This window comes from Nocardia sp. NPDC058666, assembly GCF_042714895.1.
Lineage (GTDB): Bacteria > Actinomycetota > Actinomycetes > Mycobacteriales > Mycobacteriaceae > Nocardia.
This window is the reverse complement of record NZ_JBHXRY010000001.1, coordinates 1,400,973-1,423,105: the sequence shown is the minus strand read 5'-3', so window position 1 is coordinate 1,423,105 and position 22,133 is coordinate 1,400,973. Positions and strand designations below refer to the sequence as shown.

Sequence of the window (22,133 nt, the reverse complement as noted above, 5' to 3'; positions counted from 1 at the left end):
CTGCGCCTAGCGATCTGGGCGAGTTTGCGGCCTTCCTCTGGGGTTACCGCTCTGACGAACACATCCGGCTTGCGAGCCACCGGCACCACCTCCGTTGGGCAGCATCACCGGTCACCGGCCACGGATCAACCCGCCACCCCGAGCGGTTACCGCATCAACCTTTCCGGACGCGGCACTAGTACCCCGCCCGTCGGGTATTACCGGCGACGCAATGCCGCGATTCGTTCGACCAGTTGATCGACCGACGCCAAAGCCGTTGGCGGGCCGCCACATTCGCGGCGCAGGTCGCCGTGGATCACGCCGTGGGGTTGGCCGGTGCGGTGGTGGTGCATGGCGACCAGGCTGTTGAGTTCGCGGCGCAGTTCGCCCAGTTTGTCCGAGGTCGCCACGCGTTCGGCGACGGCGGCGGGCGGGGGTGCGGTTTCTTGGGCGGAGCGGTCGGCCAGTTGACGGGTTTGGCGGTCGCGCAGCAGCGCGCGCATCTGGTCGGCGTCGAGCAGGCCGGGGATGCCCAGGTAGTCGGCTTCCTCGTCGCTGCCCGCGATGGTGGCGGTGCCGAAGGAGGAGCCGTCGTAGATCACCTGGTCGAGTTCGGCGTCGGCGGCCAGTGCCACGAAGGACTTCTCGTCTTCGCCGGGCTCGTCCTTGGTCTTGTTCGCGTCCATCAACAGTTCGTCGTCGAGGCCGTCCTTGGGGCGGTGCGGCTTGCCGATGACGTGGTCGCGTTGCAGTTCGAGCTGGGCGGCCAGGTCCAACAGCACCGGCACCGACGGCAGGAACACGCTGGCGGTCTCGCCGGGTTTGCGGGCACGCACGAAACGGCCGATGGCCTGCGCGAAGTACAGCGGCGTCGACGCGCTGGTGGCGTACACGCCCACGGCCAGGCGCGGCACGTCCACGCCTTCGGACACCATGCGCACCGCGACCATCCACGGCTGGGTGCCCTTGCCGAACTCGCCGATGCGCTGCGAGGACTGCGGGTCGTCCGACAGCACGACCGTGGGTCGTTCGCCGCAGATGTGTTCGAGCAGTTCGGCGTAGTCGCGGGCGCGCTCCTGGTCGGTGGCGATCACCAGTCCGCCCGCATCGGGCATACCGGACGCGCGCAGCTGACGCAGTCGCGTGTCCGCGGCGCGCAACACCGCCGAGATCCAGTCGCCCGCGGGGTCCAACGCGGTGCGCCAGGCGCGTGCGGTGTGCTCGGCGCTGAGCGGTTCGCCCAGGCGAGCGGTGTGTTCCTCGCCCGCGCTGTCGCGCCAGTGCGCGTCGCCGGAGTAGGCCAGGAACACCACGGGGCGCACGACGCCGTCGGCGAGCGCGTCGGAGTAGCCGTAGGAGTGGTCGGCGCGCGAACGCGGGAAGCCGCCCTCGTCGGGTTCGTAGGTGACGAACGGGATCTTGGAGTCGTCGCTGCGGAACGGGGTGCCGGTCAGCGCCAGGCGCCGGGTCGCGTCGCCGAACGCCTCTTCGGTGGCCTCACCCCAGGTCTTGGCGTCGCCGGCGTGGTGGATCTCGTCGAGGATCACCAGCGTGCGCCGGTTCTCGGTGCGCACGCGGTGGCGGGTGGGGTGCGCGGCCACCTGGGCGTAGGTCACCACGACACCGTGATAGTCGCCGGAGGTGCCGCCGGTGGAGTTGGAGAACCGCGAATCCAGCTGGATTCCCACCCGCGCGGCGGCGGAGGACCACTGGTGCTTGAGGTGTTCGGTGGGGGCGACCACGGTGATCTGATCCACCGTGCGATCGGCCAGCAACTCCGCGGCAACCCGCAGCGCGAAGGTGGTCTTACCGGCGCCGGGGGTGGCGACCGCGAGGAAGTCACGCGGTTTGGTGGCCAGGTACTTCGTCAACGCGCGCCGCTGCCAGGCACGCAACGAACCCGAGGGGGCAACAGTTTCGCCCGGTGTCCCCGCTTGCTTCGCCATGGCGGCACCCGACCCAGTCACGCACACGACCCTAGCCGCCCGCTACGGCGTGTCGCCAAACCGACGCGGGGTGGGCGACAGGCATCACAGCGACGCGCGTGCTCACCGACCATTTACCTGTTACCCGCCGACACGATGCCTGGGCCGCGCCACACGGACCGCGTTCGTGAGACATGCTTGACACCGAGATGAACAACGACCAGGTCCCCGCCGTCGATGCGACGCACCCGCCGCGCGCGCTCGCGCCCGGCGCCGCCCCCGCGCGCCCGTCGGCCGGTGTGCCCGCTGCCGGGCAACGCCGCAGCGATCAACGACGGTGGCTGCGCTGGTCGGCGACCGCGTGGCGGCTGGTGGTCCGGGTCGCCACCAAGTGCTGGGACAACTCGATCTTCACCAAGTCCGCGGCAGCCGCCTTCTGGCAAACGCTGTCGCTGGCGCCGTTGTTACTGGGCATTCTGGGCAGCCTCGGCTATGTGGGCGGGCTGTTCGGGCCCGACACGCTGGAGATCGTGGAGGCGAAGATCATCGCGTTCAGCCGCGACTTCTTCAGCCCGTCGGTGGTGTCGGATCTGATCGAACCGACCGTGGACGACGTGCTGGGCAAGGGGCGCGGCGCGGTGGTGTCGGTGGGTTTCGTGCTGTCGCTGTGGGCCGGGTCGTCGGCGATGTCGACCTTCGTGGACGCGATCGTGGAAGCGCACGGTCAGCAGGATGCCCGGCATCCGGTCTGGCAGCGGATCTTCGCGCTGCTGCTGTATGTGCAGTTCGTGGTGGCGGCGGTGCTGATCCTGCCGGTGATCGCGCTGGGTCCCACCCGGATCGGTCGGGTGCTGCCCGAATCGTGGCGTGAGCCGGGGTTGCGGCTGGTCGACACGTTCTACTACCCGATCGTGGGCCTGCTGCTGATCGTGGGGCTGACCACGCTGTACAAGCTGGCGTTGCACAAGTCGTTGCCGTGGCATCGACTGTTCGGCGGCGCGCTGGTGGCCGGGGTGTTCTTCATGGCCGCCAGCGACCTGCTGCGCCGGTACCTGTCCGCGATCAGTGCCACCGGGGTCAGTTACGGGGCGCTGGCCACGCCGATCGCGTTCCTGCTGTTCACGTACTTTCTCGGCTTCGCGGTGATCCTGGGCGCGGAGTTCAACGCCGCGGTGCAGGAGTTCTGGCCCGCGCGCGCGACCCGGATCGAGCAGGTGAAGGAGTGGATCACCAGCCAGGTGCGTGGTGAGGACGACGAGGAGCACGACGACAACGCTGGGGCCTGTCCGCAGGCACCAGCGTCACCGATCGAACGTTCAGCTCAGTCGTCGCCGCCCTTGCGCAAACCCTCGTAGACCTTCTTGCAGTCGGGGCACACGGGCGAGCCGGGCTTGGCCGAGCGGGTCACCGGGAAGACCTCGCCGCACAGGGCCACGACCATCGTGCCCATGACGGCACTTTCGGCGATCCGGTCCTTCTTCACGTAGTGGAAGAATTTGGGGGTGTCGTCGCTGGTCGTTTCGTCGGTCGTGGTTTCCGGGCGTACCAGAGTGTCTGTACTCACCCCTCCATGATGCCGCATCCCGCGCGCGCACCGCTGACCAGCCGCGTGTGCGCCGCGTGACGCGCAGTGGAAGACTCGGGGGTATGCAGTCCCACGGCGAGACCCCTGACGCCGACGAACCCGAGGTAACCGGACCCGCGCAGCCCACGGCTTCGCGCGGGTTCTTCCGTCCCCTGCCCGCCGAACACGCCGTGCTGATCACCGAGGCCGCGCCGTCGCTGGACGATCAGCATCGCGCCAGGGTGCGCCGGTACACGTTCATCATGGCGTTCCGGATTCCGTGCCTGGTGTTGGCGGCGATCGCGTACAGCGCGTTCGAGAATCCGCTGCTGTCGATTCTGATCATCGCGGCGTCGGTGCCGTTGCCGTGGATCGCGGTGTTGATCGCCAATGATCGACCGCCGCGCACCAAGAACGAGCCCAGTCGCTGGGACGGTCATTCCAGCCAGACGGCGCTGGAATCAGGGCAGCACAAGTCCATCGACAGTTGAGGTTTTCGGTCTGCGGACCAGCATCGACATGATGGCCGCGAGGCCGCACAACGCTCCTGCCACGTACCAGGCCAGGTCGTAGGAACCCTGCACGTCGCGGATGAAGCCCGCACCGGTAGCCGCGATGGCCGCGCCGACCTGGTGGGCGGCGAACACCCAACCGAACGCGATCGGGCCGTCGGCGCCGAACAGTTCGCGGCACAGCAGCACGGTCGGCGGGACGGTGGCGATCCAGTCCAGGCCGTAGAACACGATGAACACCCACATGCTGGGTTGCGTGTGTGGGCCCAGCAGCGACGGCAGGATCAGCAGCGACAGCCCGCGCAGCGAGTAGTAGCCCAACAGCAGGTAGCGCGGGTCGACGCGGTCCGACAGCCAGCCCGAGGCGATGGTGCCCGCGATATCGAAGATGCCGACCAGCGCCAGCAGTCCGGCCGCGGTGGTCGGCGGCATGCCGTGGTCGTGGGCGGCGGTGACGAAGTGCGTGCCGACCAGGCCGTTCGTCGACGCACCGCAGATCGCGAAACCGCCTGCCAGCAGCCAGAATCCGGGTGTGCGCGCGGCCGATGCCAACACTGTCAACGCGCGATTGGCACCGCCCGCGATCGGAACCCGCACGCCCGCAGTCGAATCCGCGGGCGCACCGTAGGCCTGGACACCGACGTCGCTGGGGTAGTCGCGCACGAACAGCCACACCAACGGCACCACCGACAGGGCCACCGCGGCCACCAGCAGCGACGGCAACCGCCAGCCGTGATCGTGCGCGAGCATGGCCACCAGCGGCAGGAACACCAGCTGACCGGTGGCCCCCGCGGCGGTGAGCACGCCGGTGACCAGGCCGCGACTCTGAACGAACCACCGGCCGGTGATGGTGGCCACGAACGGCATGGACATCGACCCGACACCGATACCCACCAGCAGTCCCCAGGTGGCCACCAACTGCCACGCCTGCGTCATGAATACGGTCAGCCCGCTGCCCGCGGCGATCAGCACCAGCGCCGAACACACGACCTTGCGGATGCCGAAGCGGTCCATCAGCGCGGCGGCGAACGGTGAGATCAAGCCGTAGAGCAGCATATTCAGGGAGATCGCGGTGGAGATCGTCGCGTGCGACCAGCCGAATTCGGTGTGCAGCGGTTCGATGAGCACGCTGGGGACCGACCGGAACGCGGCCGCGCCGAGCAGGGCGACGAAGCCGACGCCCGCCACGATCCAGGCGGGGTGCAGTCGGCCGCGCGCCGGGGTGTTTGTGCCGGTGCGGCTGTCGGCGGGGTCGTCGCCGGTGGGCGGCAGGGGCGCGCGTAAATCGGTCACTTGGTCAGAATGCCGGATCGGCGCGCGACGAGCGAGTGGCCGGGGTGACACGTTTCGCCGATATCCGCCAACCCGGTGGGCGCGCTGCCAGACGATGGCGACGCGCGACAGCGGTATCGACAGCAGGGTCCGCGCGGCCTACCGTTCGGACAGAACGACAGGCGCTGCCTGCACACTCGACGGGGAAGGGAGACAGCGTGATTCGCTGGACCTGGGCTTTTCTGGACCGACCCGCCGACACGTTCGACGACTGCGCGCGCTTCTGGGCCGAGGTCACCGGCTCCACCCTGTCGGCGCGGCGCGGCGAACACGACGAGTTCGTCACACTGCTGCCTGCTACTGGGCCCGCGTGGCTCAAGATGCAGGCGGTCGGCGATGACGGCGGTATTCATCTCGATCTCGATGTCGACGACATTTCCGCGGCCGTGACCGTCGCGACCGGACTCGGTGCCCGCGTGGTCACCGTGCAGCCCGACTTCACCGTGATGAACTCGCCTGCGGGACAGACCTTTTGCTTCACGCCGACCGAACGTCGAGTGGCACTGGATGATTCGGTGCCGGTCACCGTCTCCACCGCACCCGACGGCACGGTGTCGCGACTCGACCAGATCTGTCTCGACCTGTCCCCCGACGACATCGATGCCGACACCGCCTTCTGGCAGTCCCTCACCGGCTGGACACCCCAGCGCGGCAGACGCCCCGAGTTCTCCCGCCTACGCGGCCCCGACCAACCACTGCACTTCCTGCTGCAACGCCTCGACGAGCCCCGCCCCGCAGGCGCCCACGCCGACCTGGCCTCCTCCGATATCACCGCCACCGCCGCCTGGCACGAATCGTTGGGCGCCACCCGCGTCACCGACGCCGAACGTTGGATAGTGCTGCGCGACCCCGGAAACGCCCTCTACTGCGTCACGTCCCGAGACCCTTACACCGGTTGAGCTGACCGAAGCCCGCTCATCGTCGGCAGGTCGCCGCTACCAGCTCGGCCGAATGAGCGCGCCCGCCTATTGCCTGATCCGCTGGGGCGGCTCGACGTAATCAGCGCGACACGCAGTGCGAGCTGGTCGAAGTGGGCGCCGGTGATGCTGGCAGAGTGATCGGGTGCCTACGAACCCCACGATGACCGGATCCCTGCTCACCGCGCTGTGCCCGGACCTGCGCACCGCGCTGATCCGGGTCGGTTACGACGCCGACAGCCTGGTGGAGGTGTTGGGGCCCGATGTTCATGCGGCGCTGAGCCGTTCGGAGCCGGTGCCGGTACGTCGGGCCGCGCGCGCCGCCGGTGAACTGGGCACGCTGGTGCGACTGCTGCTGCTGGGCGACGCGCTGCCCATCCGCGAAGTGGCCGCGGCCTTGGCGCCGGTGCGCGTCGACGACGCCGTCGCGGCGGGGCTGCTCACCAGCGACGGTGACGAGATCAGGGCCGCACTGGATCTGCGGCCCCTCGACGCCGGCGCGGGTACCCGCTGGATCCTGTCCGATCTCGACGATTCGATGCGACGGCGCGCGCTGACCGAGGACCACGTGCTCGGCGTCGGGCACGCGTCGCTGTCGCTGCTGCGGGCCACCCCCACCGAACCCGTCGGCACGGTGCTGGATCTGGGCACGGGCTGCGGTGTGCAGGCCGTGCACGCGGCCGGGTACGCGGGCAAGGTCACCGCCACCGACGTCAACGCGCGCGCCCTGTGGCTGGCGCGGGCCACCGCGGTGCTCAACGAACTCGATATCGAACTGCTCGAGGGTTCGTGGTTCGAGCCGGTGGCCGGGCGTCGCTTCGATCAGATCGTGGCCAATCCGCCGTTCGTGGTCGGTCCGGCCCGCATCGAACACACCTACCGCGACTCCGGCCTGGCCCTGGACGGTGCCAGCGAACTGGTGATCGGCCAGGCGCCCGACCTGCTCGCTCCCGGCGGTACCGCAGCCATGCTCGCCGCGTGGGTTCACGTGGAAGGCCAGGATTGGCGGCAGCGGGTGTCGAGCTGGTTGCCCGCGCACGGTGTCGACGCGTGGGTCGTGCAGCGCGATGTCGCCGATCCGGCCCTGTACGTGGGCACCTGGCTGCGTGACGCGGGCCTCGACCCCCGCGACCCGGCCGCCCAGGAGCAGGCCGCCCGCTGGCTGGACGCGCTCGACGACGCCGATGTGGAAGGTATCGGATTCGGGTTCGTGTACCTGCGCTCGATCGACGGACCGACCGAACTGCTCGCCGAAGACCTCACCCACGGTTTCGACGACCCGCTGGGCACCGAGGTGGCCGGGTACTTCGCGCGTTCGGCGTGGTTGCGGGCGGTTTCCCTCGACGAAAACCTCGCGTGGACATCCCGTTTCGCGCCGAGCCCGGCGACCGCGCTGGAACGGGTCTACCTGCCCGGCGAGTTCGGCTGGACCGAACAGGTGGCCCGGTTGCATCGCGGCGACGGGCCGGCCTGGCAGCACGAGGTCGACGGGTCCACGGTCGCGCTGGTGGCGGGAATGCGGCCCGACGGGCTGCCGTTGTACGAACTGATCGAACTGCTCGCCATCGCCGACGGAGAACAGCAGGTCACCCCGGAGTTCGCCGCGCAGGCGCTGGGGGTGGTCGCCGGACTGGTGCGGCACGGACTGGTGCGGCCCGTCTGAACCGCCCCGCGGTGGGCAGCAGTTCCGATCGCGGCACCCTTCTCAGGAACTTCTCAGCCGTTGAGGTACTAACCAGCAGCTCAGAGCGGTTTATCGCGCACGAGATCGGGAACTTTCTCTAAGTCGGGTCCGTTGATCGGAGTAAGACACCACCGACAGGAGGCAAGTCATGACAAGCCCCGCCACCACTCGTTTGCGCCCCAGCGAGGCCGATATCGACGCCCAGAGCCCCGCAGCCGATCTGGTCCGCGTGTACCTCAATGGTATCGGCCGTACGGCACTGCTCACCGCGGCCGACGAGGTCGAGTTGGCCAAGCGCATCGAGGCGGGTCTGTATGCCCAGAACCTGCTCGCCACCGGTAAGCGGTTGACGGCGGCGCGCAAGCGCGATCTGGCGATCCTGGTCCGCGAGGGCTCTGCCGCCCGTTCGCACCTGCTCGAGGCCAACCTGCGTCTGGTCGTGTCGCTGGCCAAGCGCTACACCGGCCGCGGAATGCCCCTGCTGGACCTGATCCAGGAGGGCAATCTCGGGCTGATCCGCGCGATGGAGAAGTTCGATTACGCGAAGGGCTTCAAGTTCTCCACGTACGCGACCTGGTGGATTCGCCAGGCCATCACGCGCGGCATGGCCGATCAGAGCCGCACCATCCGGCTGCCCGTGCACCTGGTGGAACAGGTGAACAAGCTGGCCAGGATCAAGCGTGAACTGCACCAGCAGCTGGGCCGCGAGGCCACCGACGCCGAACTGGCCAACGAGTCGGGCATCCCGGTGGAGAAGATCGCCGACCTGCTCGACCACAGCCGCGACCCGGTGAGCCTGGACATGCCCGTGGGCAACGACGAAGAGGCCCCGCTGGGCGACTTCATCGAGGACTCCGAGGCCACCTCCGCCGAGAGCGCCGTGATCGCGGGCCTGCTGCACCACGACGTGCGCAGCGTGTTGGCCACCCTCGACGAGCGCGAACAGCAGGTCATCCGCCTGCGTTTCGGCCTCGACGACGGCCAGCCGCGCACCCTGGACCAGATCGGCAAGCTGTTCGGCCTGTCCCGCGAACGGGTCCGCCAGATCGAACGCGAGGTCATGTCCAAGCTGCGCAAGGGTGACCGCGCCGACCGTCTGCGCGCCTACGCCAGCTGACCCCAGAACTCGACGGCCCCCAGGGGTCGTCTGCCGAAACGCCGACCGGCGCCCGCGCACCCTCCCCTCCGGGTCGCGAGCCGGTCGGCGTTGTTCGTCCACCCACCGCGCGGCTCAGGCCAAGCGGCGGGGGCCTGTGTCGAAGCGGCTGGGTTCTGGGCCGATTCGGGCACGGGCGTAGATGATTTCCGCTGAGGCAGAGGCGGCCAGAACGGGATCGCAGGACAGTTCTCGTAGGTGGGGGATGTCGTCGAACAGGGCCGAGATGCGTTGGGCCAGTTCGGCTAACGCGGCTTTGTCGACGCCGGTGCGGCCTGGACCTTCCGACAGCAGCGGGGCTGCGCGGGGGGCGTCGATGAGTGCGGTGGCCTCCTGCTGGGTCAGCGGTAGTGCGCGGTAGGCGCGGTCGCCGAGCAGGTCGATGATCATGCCCGACAGGCCGAACTGGATGACCGACCCGAACGAGGGGTCGTCGGTGACGCTCAGCACGCACCCCACACCCTTGGTCGCCATCTTCTGCACGTGCAGCAGCGGGTCACCGCAGATCTGCACCAGGTCGGTGTAGGCCTGGCGGACCGCGTCGGGCCCCCACAGGTCCAGGCGCACCCCGATCAGATCCGGTCGACGTCGCCACAGCTCACCGGTCGCCTTCGCCGCGACCGGATACCCGAGTTCCTCGGCGGCCGCCACCGCCTGCTCGGCATCGCGCACCGCCCGGAACTCGACCACGTCGATGCCATAGCACCCGAGCAATCGCGCGGCCTCCTCATCGGTGAGCCACCGTCCACCAGACTCAGCCAGCCACCCGTCCACCAGCGCCGCCGCTGTCGCGGTGTCGATCCCGGGCGGCCGCACCACCGGCGAGATCGGCCGATCCCGCCAGCGCGCATACCGGTGCACCCTGGCCAGGGCCCGAGCCGCACGCTCGGGATCGGGATATGACGGAATGGACCCCCGCGCCGGTGCGCCCGCGGTGGTGCGCACCGCCAATTGCGGCGGAATGCCCGCTTCCGCAACGAATGTCGCCAGCACCGGCTTATCGGGCGCCGCCGCGGCCGCCGCCCGCAGCGCGTCCCCGAACCCTTCCATCAGCACCGGCACCGGCGGTGCGACCACCACGATCACCGCGTCGACCTGATCACTGCGCAATGCGGCGAGTACCGCTTCCCGAAAGTCCGCGGGCGTGGCCTCAGGCCCCAAATCCACCGGCCCCTCGACCGGCGCGACATCAGCGTTCCGCTGGGCACCTTGCTCGGTGAGCGAGGCGGAGTCCTGTGCCCCGGCAGGGTCCGGGTCCTGCTCAGCCGACTGGGCGCGCCGCGCATCCCGCACCGTTCTCCGCGTGCTGTCCGCGCCCCACTCAGCCCACCTGGCCCTGGTCCTGCGCTGCTCGGTCGACTGCCCACCGTCCGAGCCCTGCTCGCTCGGTCGATCACCATGCTCGGCCGGTCGTACGCTCCGCGCGCCCCGCTCGGTCGGGCGCGCGCCGGGGCCGCGGTCGACGGCTGTCGCGGGGCGGTGGATGTGGAGTCCTTCGCTGCGGGCGGCGTCGATGGCCAGCCAGTTCAGGGCTGCGCTGTTGCCGACCACGGCGACGCGGGAGCCGGTCGGCAGGGGCTGGTTGGCAAGGAGGGCGGCGCAGTCGAACAGTTCCGAGATGGAGTCGACCTGGATGATTCCGGCTTGGCCGAACAGGTCGCGGACCACGGTGCGGTCCATGTCGGCGCCCGCGGCCAGGCGACCGCTGCTGACCGCGACGATCGGTTTGTTGCGCGCTACCCGGCGGGCCAGGCGGGAGAACTTGCGCGGGTTTCCGAAGCTCTCCAGGTACAGCAGGATCACCTCGGTGTCGGCGGCGGTGTCCCAGTACTGCAGCAGGTCGTTGCCGGAGACATCGGCGCGGTTGCCCGCGGACACGAAGGTGGACAGGCCGAGGTTGCGGGCGGCGGCCTCGCGCAGGATCGCCGCGCCCAGCGGCCCGGATTGGCAGAAGAAACCGATGCGGCCGCGCTCGGGCAGCACCGGGGCCAGGGTGGCGTTGAGCCCGACGGCGGGGTCGGTGTTGGCGATGCCCAGCGCACTGGGCCCCACCACGCGCATCCCGTGCGCGCGGGCGGCGGCGACCAGATCGTGCTCGGCGGCCAGCCCGGCCGCCCCGGTCTCACCGAAGCCCGCGGTCAACACGACCAGGCCTTTGACACCTTTGGCCATGCAGTCGTCGAGAACCGCCCCGATCGCGGCCGGCGGCACCGCGACGACGGCAAGGTCTACCTCATCGGGGATCTCCCGCACCGTGGCGTAGGCGCGCACACCACGCACCGAGCGCCGGTGCAGGTTCACCGGGAACACCGGTCCGCTGAAACCACCGGCCAGCAGGTTCGCCAGCACCGCGCCACCCACCCGGGTCTGTTCCGGTGACGCCCCGATCACCGCGATCGAACCGGGCGCGAGCAGGTTGCCCACGCTGCGAGCCTCCGACGCCGCCTCGCGCGAATCACGCACGGTACGTAGCGCTTCGGTGGGGTCGATGGCGAATTCGAGGTGCACTTCGGCACCGTCGCGACTGCGTTGCAGTTGGTAGCCCGCCTCGCGGAACACCGTGATCATGGCTTCGTTCTCGGCCAACACCTCGGCGACGAACGCGACCACTTCGTTCTCCGCGGCGGCGCCGGCCAGGTGTTCCAACAGCACCGAGCCCAGCCCTCTCCCCTGATGCTCGTCGGCGACCACGAACGCGACCTCGGCAGCACGCGAGCCCGGCCTGGGCAGCAGTTCGTAGCGGGCCACGCCGATGATCGAACTACCAAGGACCGCAACCAAACCCACCCGGTCGCGGTAGTCCACGTGGGTGGTGCGGTACATGTCCTTCGGTGAAATCTGCGGGTACGGACCGAAGTAGCGCAGATAGCGGGTGCGATCCGACAGTCCGGTGTGAAAGGTGGCCAGTGCGTCGGCGTCGTCGGGCACGATCGGCCGAACCCGGACCACTCCCCCGTCGGCGGCCAGCACATCGGCGTACCAATGTTGGGGTGGCGCGGGCGGATTCGCGGGTGTGTCGGAGGTGTCGGGTAGTAGTGGCTCAGTCACGCGGGTCCTCCGGGTCCAGCCCCAACAGGCCGAAGCTCGCCCGTCGGGTGGCCGTGATGGCCGTGTCGATCGCTCGCTGCGCGCGGATCTGCCCCGCGTCGCCGATCTCGGGTGTGCCGCCGGGCCCGTCCCACGCCCGGTAGGCGGTATCGCCACCGTCGCCCATGGTCGTGGGCGGTTGCACCCGCGGCGCGTATTCGCGCACCTGCTCGATCCAGTCGGTGGGCACCGACGTTTCGGGGGCCAGGGGGCGGTCCAACGCCGCGGCGAGCAGGTGCGTCCAGGCGCGCGGCACCACCCGCACCACCCCGTATCCGCCGCCGCCGATGGCCAGCCACCGCCCTTCGGCGTATTCGTCGGCCAGGTCGCGCATCGCCAGAAACGCCGCCCGCTGACCGTCGACGGTGAGTTCCAGATCCGCGAGCGGATCCTCACGATGGGTGTCCACGCCGCACTGGCTGACGATGATCTGCGGCCGGAACGCGGCCACCGCACTGGGCACCACCGCGTGAAACCCGCGCAGCCACTGCGCGTCTCGCGTGCCGGGCAACAGCGGCAGGTTGATCGACGTGCCCTCGGCCGCCCCGACCCCGGTCTCCTCGGGCCAACCGGTGTTGGGCCACAACGTCGCCGGATGCTGGTGCAGGGAAATGGTGAGCACGCGCGGATCGGCATAGAACGCGCGCTGCACACCGTCGCCGTGATGGACGTCGACATCGATGTAGGCGATGCGGTCGAAGCCGTGGTCCAGCAACCACGAGATGGCGATCGCTGCATCGTTGTAGACGCAGAACCCCGCCGCGGAATCGGGCATGGCGTGGTGCATTCCGCCGCCGATGCTCACCGCCCGCTGGGTTCGCCCTGCCGCGATCTCCCGTGCCGCGGCCAGGGTGCCACCCACGATCACCGACGCCGCTTCGTGCATGTGCGGGAACACCGGATTGTCGGCGGTGCCCAGCCCATAGACCGCATCCTCGGGAGTGGGCGGGCCCTCGCCTGCCCGGCGCACCGCCTCGATGTAGGAGCTGCTGTGGATTCGCATAAGGTCTGCGGCAGTGGCGGCGTCGGGCGACAGTGGCTCGACACCGTCGAGCACACCGAGACTCTCGGCCAGTGACATGGTGTATTGCAGGCGTGCCGGTTTCATCGGATGCTCGCGACTCCACGTGTAGCCGAGGAATCGCTCGGTCCACAGAACGGTCCCCGTGTGTTGCCTGCGCGGCGGCGTGACCATGTTCGCCACGCTAGCCGGAAGCAGCACGCCCCGTGCGTGGTTGACATGCAGTAGAAACAGTGCCGCTGGTCCGGCGGACGGAGCGGTGCTGCAACGTGGGTAGAATTCGTGGCGACGAAGGGGTATCAGGTGAAGGATCTGGTCGACACCACGGAGATGTATCTCCGTACCATCTACGACCTCGAGGAAGAGGGCGTGGTGCCTTTGCGGGCGCGCATCGCCGAACGCCTCGAGCAGAGTGGTCCGACGGTGAGCCAGACGGTCGCGCGGATGGAGCGCGACGGCCTGTTGCTCGTGGCCGGCGATCGCCATCTCGAGCTCACCGACAAGGGCCGTTCCATGGCGGTGTCGGTGATGCGCAAGCACCGGCTCGCGGAGCGGTTGCTGGTGGACATCATCGGTTTGGACTGGGAGAACGTGCACGCCGAGGCGTGCCGCTGGGAGCATGTGATGAGCGAGGAGGTGGAGCGGCGCCTGATCGAGGTGCTCAACCACCCGACCACCTCGCCCTACGGCAACCCCATTCCGGGCCTGGACGAACTGGGTCTGGCCGACGCGCCCGTCGTGGAGGAGAAGCTGATCCGACTGTCGGATCTGCCCAACGGCGCGCTGCACGCGGTGGTCGTGCGCAGGCTGGCCGAGCACATCCAAACCGATCCCGAGGTGATCGGGCGGTTGCGTGAAGCGGGCGTGGTGCCCGATGCGCGCGTGACCGTGGAAACCAAGCCGGGTGCGGTACTGATCACGGTGCCGGGGCACAACGGTTTCGAACTGTCCGAAGAGATGGCGCATGCCGTCCAGGTGAGGCTGGTCTGATTCGTGAAACTTCTTGTCACCGGCGGCGCCGGCTATGTGGGTGGCGGCTGTGCCGCCGTGCTGCTCGAGCAGGGCCACGAGGTGGTCGTCGTCGACGACCTGTCCACCGGTAACGCCGACGGTGTGCCCGCCGGTGCCCGGTTCGTGCAGGGCGATATCGCGCAGGCCGCCCCCGACCTGTTGCGCGCCGAATCCTTCGACGGTGTCCTGCATTTCGCGGCGCAGTCGCTGGTCGGTGAGTCGGTGGAGAAGCCGGAGAAGTACTGGCACGGCAATGTCGTGAAGACGTTGACGCTGCTCGAGGCGATCCGGGAGACGGGCACCCCGCGCCTGGTGTTCTCCTCCACCGCCGCGGTGTACGGCGAACCGGAGCAGGTCCCGATCACCGAGGCCTCGCGCACCGCACCGACCAACCCCTACGGTGCGAGCAAGCTGGCCATCGATCATGCGATCACCTCGTACGCGGCGGCGCATGATCTGGCCGCGACCAGCCTGCGCTACTTCAATGTGGCCGGTGCCTATGCAGGCCTGGGCGAGAACCGGGTGGTGGAAACGCATCTGATCCCCCTCGTGTTGCAGGTGGCATTGGGCCACCGCAAGGCCATTTCCGTGTACGGCACCGACTGGCCGACGCCGGACGGTACGTGCGTGCGCGACTACATCCACATCCGCGATCTCGCGCAGGCGCATCTGCTGGCGCTGGCGTCGTCGCAGCCCGGCACGCACCGGATCTGCAATCTGGGTTCGGGCACCGGTTTCTCGGTGCGCGAAGTGATCTCGGCGTGCGAGCGGGTCACCGGTCTGCCGATCGAGACGATCGACGCGCCGCGCCGCGCGGGCGACCCGGCCGTGCTGATCGCGTCCAGCGACCGTGCCGTGGCCGAACTGGGCTGGCAGCCGCAGCACAACGACCTGGACGAGATCGTCTCCGACGCGTGGGATTTCCTGCGCTCGCTGGGCGACAAGGCTCACAGCGCCCGCTGAGTCACCCGCTCGGTATCCCATCCACCGAGCAACCGTACTGCCCGCCGAGAAACCGGCGATACACACCGAATCGCCTGTCTCACAGGGAGATCGGGCCGATGTCGACCCCCAGGTCGGCGGCGATCTGGTGACCGCAGTGCGCGAGTCGGCGTAGCCGTTCGGGTCGCAACCCGGTCTGCAGCGAGGTTTCCAACAGCACCGCCATGCAGTGGTGCGCGTCCGCCTCGACCGCGGCGGCGATCGCGACGCCGGCGAACGGTCCGTCGCCGCGCAGGTAAGCGCTGAATCCCAGCAGGGCCGCGGCTTCGGCCCGGTCGGTGCCGGGCGTGGCCCTGGCCAACTGTGCCCACAGTTGCTCGGCCGCCTCGGCGTGGTCGCCCAGCGCCAGCCCGTACATGGCGTCGCGGATCGGCCGGTCACGCAGGGTCGCGGCCAGTCGCGCGAGTTCGCGTTCCGCGCGCGGTGCGCCGGAAGCGGTGTCGGCGATCTGCCACAGCACCCATTCCAGCGCCTGCCGCTGGTATCCCTCGGTGTTCCCGACGTGCGCGGCCGCGCTCAGCCCGCCGCGGTAGCGCTCGTCGGCCGCGTCCAGCCGGGCCCGCACGCGTGCGCGCATCAGGTCGTCGGGCATCATCAGCGCGGTCATCTCGTTGCGGGATCCGCGAATCTGCTTGCCGTCCAACACATGTGACACCGCCACGATCGACGAACCAGGATCGGCGACCAGGCCGGTGCCGACACTGCCGTGCACGCTGTAATACCGCTCGCCCGCGGTGACCGTGGGCACCGACCAGGCCCCACGAATCGGCACACCTCCGTCTTCCAGCACGTCGACCAGCGCCGAGGCCCGCAGTACTTCCGCGCCCTCGAACTCGCCCGAGTCGTCCACGACGACCACCAGCACCCCGGTCGCCTCCTCCCGCTCGCAGATCGCGAACAGGCAGGCGATGAACTGGTCGATACGGTGCATGTCGACCGCCACGTCGAGGTCGAAGCGCACCACCGACTCGATCCCCTCGGAGCCCCCTGCCAGGATGTGCAGGATGGCGATCACCAGCGACCGTTCGGGCACGAAGCCCAGCATCGCGGGCAGCGCGGCCATCAGTTCGCCGGGTTCGTCGACGTGCAGGGACGGGCGTGGCAGTCCGCCCGGGTAGCGCGGGATGGGTTCGGCGCAGCCGAGTGCGCGGGCGAATGGTCCGGTGCGCTGGGCGCGGCGGGTGCGGTTCGTCGAAGAGGTCATGGCCGCAACGATGCCCACCGCGCAGCACATGCCCGATTACGCGACCTGGGCTTTCCTCGAGCCTGTGGATAGCGCCGACGCTGTGGACAATTCCCGGTCACGGCGTCGCGCGAACAGCGAACTTGTCACACCCTGCTGCTAGCCGTTTCAGCTGCCGCGCACGGAGGCGACGGTAGTGGCGAACATCTCCTCGACGGCGGCCGTATCCGGTTGTCCCGCACCGAAAGTCATCGAGGTGACGGTGATCCGCACGTCACCGATCTGGCCGACCGAGGTCTGCATGGTCTGCGTCAACCCGGCGCCGCCGACATCGGGAACCACGGTGCGCCGCAACGCTATCGCATCGTCGGCACCGGCGGGTACGGCCTGGTCGAGCACGGTGGTGACTGTCGAACCCGCTCCTGCCCGCGCAACCTGGATCTGCCCGCATCCGCGCAGCTGATCACGCAACCGCGACACCAGTTCGGTGCTGCGGGACAGTTCCACGGTCAGCGTGTTCCTGCTCGCGTCGTCGGTCCCGACCGCCACCGCCGCGGGCTCCCCACCCGGCTCGGGCTCGATGGGCGCGCACTGCGCCGGACTGACCGTATCCCCCGCCCCCACGCCGTCGAGATCACCCGCGGCCGCCGTCGCCGCGTGCGCGGGCAACACCACCGCCGGATACCGCGCGGGAAACTGCGACGGTGCGGGCAGCAACTGCGACAACGTCGCGTCCACGTGTTGCACCGACACCGCACTCTCGGCCACCGGCGTCCCGCTGACACTGTCCCCACACCCGGTCAGCGCACACGAGACCGCGGCCAACCCCAGCCACCAGCGCCGCAGACCAGGGTCACCGACGACTGTCGCTCGCGCCACATTCACACCCTTCACTGTGCCCCACCACCGACTTCGTCCCGCGCGCCACGCCGTGCGGGAATGCGCGACACACACTCACTGTTGCCTACCAGGACGAGCCGTCCCGGCCGTGTGCGATCGCACAGCTGTCGTGGGGGACAATGGAGATCCGCTTCCCCACCCCGTGTCGCGATGGTGGACCGCGCAGGAAGGAGAAACGCGATGGATGACCAGTCGCACATGTACGAACTGGAGTTCCCGGCACCGCAGTTGTCCTCGGACGACGGTGCGGGCCCGGTGCTGGTGCACGGCCTGGAGGGTTTCACCGACGCCGGACACGCCGTGCGCTTGGCGACCACACACCTGCGCGAGAGTTTGGAGTCGGAGCTGGTCGCGTCGTTCGCGGTCGACGAGCTGCTCGATTACCGTTCGCGTCGCCCGCTGATGACGTTCAAAACCGACCACTTCGCCGATTACGCGGAGCCGGAGTTGAACCTGTGGGCGCTACGCGACACCGCCGGTACCCCGTTCCTGCTGCTGTCGGGTCTGGAGCCGGATCTGCGCTGGGAGAAGTTCACCACCGCGGTGCGGTTGCTGGCCGAACAGCTGGGCGTGCGCCGCACGATCGGCCTGTCGGCGATCCCGATGGCGATCCCGCACACCCGCCCGCTGGGCGTGACCGCGCACGCCTCGGACAACACGTTGATCGGCGAACATCAGCGGTGGCCGGGCGAGTTGCAGGTGCCCGGTAGCGCGTCGTCGCTGCTCGAGTACCGGATGGGGCAGCACGGTCACGAGTCGCTGGGGTTCTCGGTGCATGTGCCGCACTACCTGGCCCAGACCGATTACCCCGAGGCCGCGCAGACCCTGCTCGAGAACGTCGCCGAGAACGCCGGCCTGGACCTGCCGTTGTCGGCGTTGGGCGAGGCCGCCGCGCGCGTGCGCGAACAGGTCACCGAGCACATCGCGGGCAACGAGGAGGTCGAGACAGTCGTCACGGCATTGGAACGCCAGTACGACAGTTTCGTCACCGCGCAGGAACGCCAGTCCAGCCTGCTGGCCGCCGATGGCGAGTTGCCCAGCGGCGAGGAGCTGGGCGCGGAGTTCGAGCGGTTCCTGGCCGAGCAGGGCGGTTACGACGACACCTCCAACGACGGTAAGGATCGACCCGTCTAACCCACTAGGGTTGGCGGAGTGGACCTGACCGACCTGCTGGAAATCCCCGGGACCGACGCCGACGCCCTGTACGAGTCGTTCGCGCTGTGGGCCGCCGAGAAGGGCACGCCCCTGTACCCGGCGCAGGACGAGGCGCTCATGGAGTTGGCGTCGGGGTCCAATGTCATCTTGGCGACCCCGACGGGCTCCGGGAAGTCCCTGGTGGCGGTGGGCGCGCACCTGTTCGCGATGGCGAACGGGCAGCGCAGCTACTACACCGCGCCGATCAAGGCCCTGGTGAGCGAGAAGTTCTTCGCGCTGTGCGACGTGTTCGGCGCGGAGAACGTGGGCATGGTCACCGGCGACGCGGCGGTCAACGCCGACGCCCCGATCATCTGCGCCACCGCCGAGATCCTGGCCAACCTGGCGTTGCGCGAGGGCGCCGATGCGCCGGTGGGCCAGATCGTGATGGACGAGTTCCATTTCTACGCCGATCCCGATCGCGGGTGGGCGTGGCAGGTGCCGCTGATCGAATTGCCGCGCGCCCAGTTCCTGCTGATGTCGGCGACTCTGGGTGAAGTGGACTTCTTCGCCGCCGATCTGGAGAAGCGCACCGGCCGGTCGACCGCGGTCGTCGCGGGCACCGAACGTCCTGTGCCGCTGACCTATTCGTACGTGCGCACCCCCATCACCGAAACGCTGGAAGAGCTGGCGTCCACCCATCAGGCGCCGGTGTATGTCGTGCACTTCACCCAGGCCGCCGCGCTGGAACGCGCGCAGGCGCTGACCAGCGTGAACCTTGCCTCCCGCGCGGAGAAAGAGGCGATCGCCACCGCCATCGGCGATTTCCGCTTCGCGACCGGCTTCGGCAAGACCCTGTCGCGCCTGATCCGCCACGGCATCGGCGTGCACCACGCGGGCATGTTGCCCAAATATCGCCGACTGGTGGAAAAGCTCGCCCAGGACGGCCTGCTGAAGGTGGTGTGCGGCACCGACACTCTCGGCGTCGGTATCAACGTGCCGATCCGCACGGTGTTGCTGACCGGTCTCACCAAGTACGACGGTGTGCGCACCCGCAGGCTCAAAGCCCGTGAGTTCCACCAGATCGCGGGCCGCGCGGGCCGTGCCGGTTTCGACACGATGGGCACGGTGGTCGTGCAGGCCCCCGAGCACGAAGTCGAGAACACCCGCCTGCTCGCCAAGGCCGGCGACGACCCGAAGAAGCAGCGAAAAGTGGTGCGCCGCAAGCCACCCGAGGGTTTCGTGTCGTGGAGCGAGGAGACGTTCGACCGTCTCATCGCCGCCCCGCCCGAACCGATGGTGTCGCGTTTCGGCGTCACGAACTCCATGCTGCTCAACGTGATCGCCCGCCCCGGCAACTGTTTCTACGCCATGCGTCACCTGCTCGAAGAGAACCACGAGCCACGGTCCGCGCAACGCAAACACATCCTGCGCGCCATCCGCCTGTACCGTTCGCTGCGCGATGCCGGTGTGGTGCAACAACTTTCCGAACCCGACGCCAACGGCCGCATGGCCCGCCTGACCGTGGACCTGCAACGCGACTTCGCGCTGGACCAACCACTGTCCCCGTTCGCACTGGCCGCGTTCGACCTCCTGGACCGCGAAAGCCCCACGTACACACTCGATGTCGTGTCCCTGATCGAGGCCACCCTCGAAGACCCGCGCCAACTCCTGATGGCCCAGCAGCACAAGGCCCGTGGTGTCGCGGTCAACGAAATGAAGGCCGACGGCATCGAATACGAGGAGCGCATGGAACTCCTCGAGGAAGTCACCTGGCCCAAACCCCTGGCCGAGCTGATCGACCCGATGTTCGAGACCTACCGCACCGGCCACCCGTGGGTGTCGGAGTTCGCGCCGTCGCCGAAGTCGGTGGTGCGCGACATGATCGAGCGCGCGATGACCTTCGCCGAACTGATCTCACACTACGAACTGACCCGCTCCGAAGGCGTGGTGCTGCGCTACCTGGCCGACGCCTACCGCGCCCTGCGCCGCACCGTGCCCGATTCCGCGCGCACCGAAGACCTCGGCGACCTCACCGAATGGCTGGGAGAGCTGATCCGCCAGGTCGATTCGAGCCTGCTCGACGAATGGGAACAGCTCACCAACCCCGGCGCGGAGAACGACACCGAACAGATCGCGTTCGGCGCCGAAACCGTGCGACCCATCACCGCCAACGAACGCGCCTTCCGAATCATGGTGCGCAACGCCATGTTCCGTCGCGTGGAACTGGCCTCGCGCCGCCGCTGGTACGAACTCGACGAACTGGGCACCGGCCCCGACTGGGCCGAAGACCTCGCCCCCTACTTCGACGAGTACGCCACCATCGGCACCGGCCCCGACGCGCGCGGCCCGGCCCTGTTCCAGGTGGAGCAGCGGCCCGGTTTCTGGCATGTGCGTCAGGTGATCGACGACCCGGCCGGCGATCACGGCTGGGCGCTGACCGCGATCGTGGATCTCGAGGAGTCCGACGCCGCGGGCGAGGTCGTGTTCGACGAGGTCACAGTCGCCGCGGGTTGAGTAATACCTGTCACCTATGACGAAGATGACGAAGGTTTGACGGATTCGTTGTTGGGTAGGCGCCGCTGATAGTCTCTCTCGGCCGCCGACCGAAAGTTTCCCTCCGTGCCCGAATCGCCGTACCTTGTCATCGACCCCGAGCGGGTGCGTGCCAACTACCGAACCCTGCATGCCGCCGTCAGCGCCGGTACTCGGATCAGGTACGCGGTGAAGGCCGCGCCGGTGGCGGAACTGATCACCCTGCTCGACCACGAGGGCGCGGAGTTCGACGTCGCCAGCATCGGCGAGATCGACCAGTGCCTCGCGCTGGGCGTATCCCCCGACAAGCTCTGCTACGGCAACCCCATCAAGAAGGCCGCCCACATCGCGCGCGCCTTCGCGCTGGGTGTGCGCCGCTACGCCTTCGACACCGAAGACGACCTGGTCCGCATCGCCGAGCACGCGCCCGGCGCCGAGGTCGAGTGCCGGTTCCTGTCCAGCGCGCCCGAGTCCCGCACCCCGTTCGGCACCAAGTTCGGTTGCGCGCCCGCCGAGGCCCTGCGCCTGCTGGTGCGCGCCCGCGATCTGGGCCTCACGGTCGGTGGCCCCTATTTTCACGTCGGCTCCCAGCAGCTGGATCCCGCCGCCTGGCGGATCGGCATCGAGCAAGCCGGTGAGATCGTGCAAGCCTTGGCCGACAAAGACATTCGCGTCACCGCGGTCAATGTCGGCGGCGGTCTGCCGATCTCCTACGCCGCCGCCGCCCCCGAACTCGACGCGATCGGCGCGGCCATCAGCGCCGCCGCCGCGCAGTTCCTGCCCGCCGCCACCGGCGTCATCGTCGAACCCGGCCGTGCGCTGGTGGGTAACGCGGGCACTATTCACGCCGAGGTCGTCGGCGTGCGTTTCGCGCCGGATGGTCGGCGCTGGGTGTATCTCGACATCGGCCGATACAACGGTATGGCCGAGACGGAGAACGAGTACATCGCCTACCGTTTCGTCACCGATCGCGACGGCGATCCGGTGGCTGAGGCGGTGGTCGCGGGTCCGACCTGCGATGGCGACGATGTACTGTATCAACGCACGAAGGTCCTTCTGCCGACCACGTTGCGAGCCGGTGACCGCATTCAGATCCTGCACACCGGCGCCTATACCGCGAGCTATTCGTCGGTGTCCTTCAATGGTTTTCCGCCCTTGACCGTTCATGTCCAGGGCGCTGAGCGAGAGTGA

17 protein-coding genes are annotated in these 22,133 nt (G+C 68.9%); 10 read left to right on the top strand and 7 right to left on the bottom strand.

Features of this window, described 5'->3' with window-relative positions; all coding sequences use genetic code 11:
- Positions 1 to 197 precede the first annotated feature (197 nt).
- Positions 198 to 1,925, bottom strand: coding sequence for a DEAD/DEAH box helicase (locus ACFWVD_RS06545; RefSeq protein ID WP_379241003.1), 1,728 nt, complete (start codon positions 1,923 to 1,925; stop codon positions 198 to 200).
- 173 nt (positions 1,926 to 2,098) lie between these two features.
- Between ACFWVD_RS06545 and ACFWVD_RS06540 the strand changes: the two genes are divergently transcribed.
- Positions 2,099 to 3,259, top strand: a complete 1,161-nt coding sequence (locus tag ACFWVD_RS06540; protein WP_379240919.1) for a YihY/virulence factor BrkB family protein — start codon at positions 2,099 to 2,101, stop codon at positions 3,257 to 3,259.
- Here the strand turns inward: ACFWVD_RS06540 and ACFWVD_RS06535 are convergent.
- Positions 3,226 to 3,468: a DUF3039 domain-containing protein gene (locus ACFWVD_RS06535; protein ID WP_379232005.1), complete on the bottom strand. Its 243-nt coding sequence runs from the start codon at positions 3,466 to 3,468 to the stop codon at positions 3,226 to 3,228. The two genes, ACFWVD_RS06540 and ACFWVD_RS06535, sit on opposite strands and share 34 nt — an antisense overlap.
- 83 nt (positions 3,469 to 3,551) lie before the next feature.
- On the opposite strand from ACFWVD_RS06535, the gene ACFWVD_RS06530 reads away from it, so the two are divergent.
- Entirely contained in the window at positions 3,552 to 3,959 is a 408-nt protein-coding gene (locus tag ACFWVD_RS06530) for a DUF3099 domain-containing protein (RefSeq protein ID WP_379240918.1), read from the top strand.
- Here the strand turns inward: ACFWVD_RS06530 and ACFWVD_RS06525 are convergent.
- Complete coding sequence (locus ACFWVD_RS06525) at positions 3,930 to 5,273, bottom strand: MFS transporter (RefSeq protein WP_379240917.1); 1,344 nt, start codon at positions 5,271 to 5,273, stop codon at positions 3,930 to 3,932. The genes ACFWVD_RS06530 and ACFWVD_RS06525 overlap by 30 nt on opposite strands.
- A gap of 197 nt (positions 5,274 to 5,470) precedes the next feature.
- Between ACFWVD_RS06525 and ACFWVD_RS06520 the strand changes: the two genes are divergently transcribed.
- From ACFWVD_RS06520 to ACFWVD_RS06510, 3 genes are all read left to right on the top strand, one after another.
- Positions 5,471 to 6,211 carry a VOC family protein gene (locus ACFWVD_RS06520; protein ID WP_379240916.1) on the top strand — a complete coding sequence of 247 codons (741 nt, stop codon included), beginning with the start codon at positions 5,471 to 5,473 and terminating at the stop codon, positions 6,209 to 6,211.
- 181 nt (positions 6,212 to 6,392) lie between these two features.
- Entirely contained in the window at positions 6,393 to 7,892 is a 1,500-nt protein-coding gene (locus tag ACFWVD_RS06515; RefSeq protein WP_379241002.1) for a methyltransferase, read from the top strand.
- Positions 7,893 to 8,061: 169 nt separating this feature from the next.
- On the top strand, positions 8,062 to 9,030 hold the full coding sequence (locus tag ACFWVD_RS06510; protein ID WP_379240915.1) for a sigma-70 family RNA polymerase sigma factor: 969 nt from the start codon (positions 8,062 to 8,064) through the stop codon (positions 9,028 to 9,030).
- Positions 9,031 to 9,144: 114 nt separating this feature from the next.
- Here the strand turns inward: ACFWVD_RS06510 and ACFWVD_RS06505 are convergent, their stop codons facing one another.
- Both ACFWVD_RS06505 and ACFWVD_RS06500 read right to left on the bottom strand, forming a co-directional pair.
- Entirely contained in the window at positions 9,145 to 12,117 is a 2,973-nt protein-coding gene (locus tag ACFWVD_RS06505; protein WP_379240914.1) for a GNAT family N-acetyltransferase, read from the bottom strand.
- On the bottom strand, positions 12,110 to 13,351 hold the full coding sequence (locus ACFWVD_RS06500) for an acetoin utilization protein AcuC (RefSeq protein ID WP_379240913.1): 1,242 nt from the start codon (positions 13,349 to 13,351) through the stop codon (positions 12,110 to 12,112). The genes ACFWVD_RS06505 and ACFWVD_RS06500 overlap by 8 nt, the downstream gene beginning before the upstream one ends.
- A gap of 129 nt (positions 13,352 to 13,480) precedes the next feature.
- Between ACFWVD_RS06500 and ACFWVD_RS06495 the strand changes: the two genes are divergently transcribed.
- Positions 13,481 to 14,167: a metal-dependent transcriptional regulator gene (locus tag ACFWVD_RS06495; protein ID WP_379241001.1), complete on the top strand. Its 687-nt coding sequence runs from the start codon at positions 13,481 to 13,483 to the stop codon at positions 14,165 to 14,167.
- Positions 14,168 to 14,170: 3 nt separating this feature from the next.
- Positions 14,171 to 15,151 carry a UDP-glucose 4-epimerase GalE gene (gene galE / locus ACFWVD_RS06490; RefSeq protein WP_379240912.1) on the top strand — a complete coding sequence of 327 codons (981 nt, stop codon included), beginning with the start codon at positions 14,171 to 14,173 and terminating at the stop codon, positions 15,149 to 15,151.
- Positions 15,152 to 15,230: 79 nt separating this feature from the next.
- On the opposite strand, the gene ACFWVD_RS06485 is transcribed toward galE, so the two are convergent.
- Together ACFWVD_RS06485 and ACFWVD_RS06480 are read right to left on the bottom strand one after the other, a co-directional pair.
- A complete protein-coding gene (locus tag ACFWVD_RS06485; RefSeq protein ID WP_379240911.1) occupies positions 15,231 to 16,394 on the bottom strand; it encodes a DUF4192 domain-containing protein in 1,164 nt (387 codons plus the stop codon).
- A gap of 147 nt (positions 16,395 to 16,541) precedes the next feature.
- On the bottom strand, positions 16,542 to 17,258 hold the full coding sequence (locus ACFWVD_RS06480) for a sensor domain-containing protein (protein WP_379240910.1): 717 nt from the start codon (positions 17,256 to 17,258) through the stop codon (positions 16,542 to 16,544).
- Between the two features lie 195 nt (positions 17,259 to 17,453).
- Here ACFWVD_RS06480 and ACFWVD_RS06475 point away from each other — a divergent pair, with 195 nt between their 5' ends.
- The 3 genes from ACFWVD_RS06475 to ACFWVD_RS06465 all read left to right on the top strand — a co-directional run bounded on the left by ACFWVD_RS06475 (position 17,454) and on the right by ACFWVD_RS06465 (position 22,133).
- On the top strand, positions 17,454 to 18,407 hold the full coding sequence (locus ACFWVD_RS06475) for a proteasome assembly chaperone family protein (protein WP_379240909.1): 954 nt from the start codon (positions 17,454 to 17,456) through the stop codon (positions 18,405 to 18,407).
- A gap of 18 nt (positions 18,408 to 18,425) precedes the next feature.
- Positions 18,426 to 20,924: a DEAD/DEAH box helicase gene (locus ACFWVD_RS06470; RefSeq protein WP_379240908.1), complete on the top strand. Its 2,499-nt coding sequence runs from the start codon at positions 18,426 to 18,428 to the stop codon at positions 20,922 to 20,924.
- A 105-nt stretch (positions 20,925 to 21,029) separates the two neighbouring features.
- On the top strand, positions 21,030 to 22,133 hold the full coding sequence (locus ACFWVD_RS06465) for a type III PLP-dependent enzyme (RefSeq protein ID WP_379240906.1): 1,104 nt from the start codon (positions 21,030 to 21,032) through the stop codon (positions 22,131 to 22,133).

What these genes read in the sequence shown, in the direction of transcription:
- ACFWVD_RS06475 (WP_379240909.1), top strand. Translation starts at nt 17,454, where the DNA reads ATGGATGACCAGTCGCACATGTACGAACTGGAGTTCCCGGCACCGCAG.
- ACFWVD_RS06510 (WP_379240915.1), top strand. Translation starts at nt 8,062, where the DNA reads ATGACAAGCCCCGCCACCACTCGTTTGCGCCCCAGCGAGGCCGATATC.
- ACFWVD_RS06500 (WP_379240913.1), bottom strand. Translation starts at nt 13,351, where the DNA reads ATGGTCACGCCGCCGCGCAGGCAACACACGGGGACCGTTCTGTGGACC.
- ACFWVD_RS06540 (WP_379240919.1), top strand. Translation starts at nt 2,099, where the DNA reads ATGCTTGACACCGAGATGAACAACGACCAGGTCCCCGCCGTCGATGCG.
- ACFWVD_RS06545 (WP_379241003.1), bottom strand. Translation starts at nt 1,925, where the DNA reads ATGGCGAAGCAAGCGGGGACACCGGGCGAAACTGTTGCCCCCTCGGGT.
- ACFWVD_RS06515 (WP_379241002.1), top strand. Translation starts at nt 6,393, where the DNA reads ATGACCGGATCCCTGCTCACCGCGCTGTGCCCGGACCTGCGCACCGCG.
- ACFWVD_RS06530 (WP_379240918.1), top strand. Translation starts at nt 3,552, where the DNA reads ATGCAGTCCCACGGCGAGACCCCTGACGCCGACGAACCCGAGGTAACC.
- ACFWVD_RS06485 (WP_379240911.1), bottom strand. Translation starts at nt 16,394, where the DNA reads ATGACCTCTTCGACGAACCGCACCCGCCGCGCCCAGCGCACCGGACCA.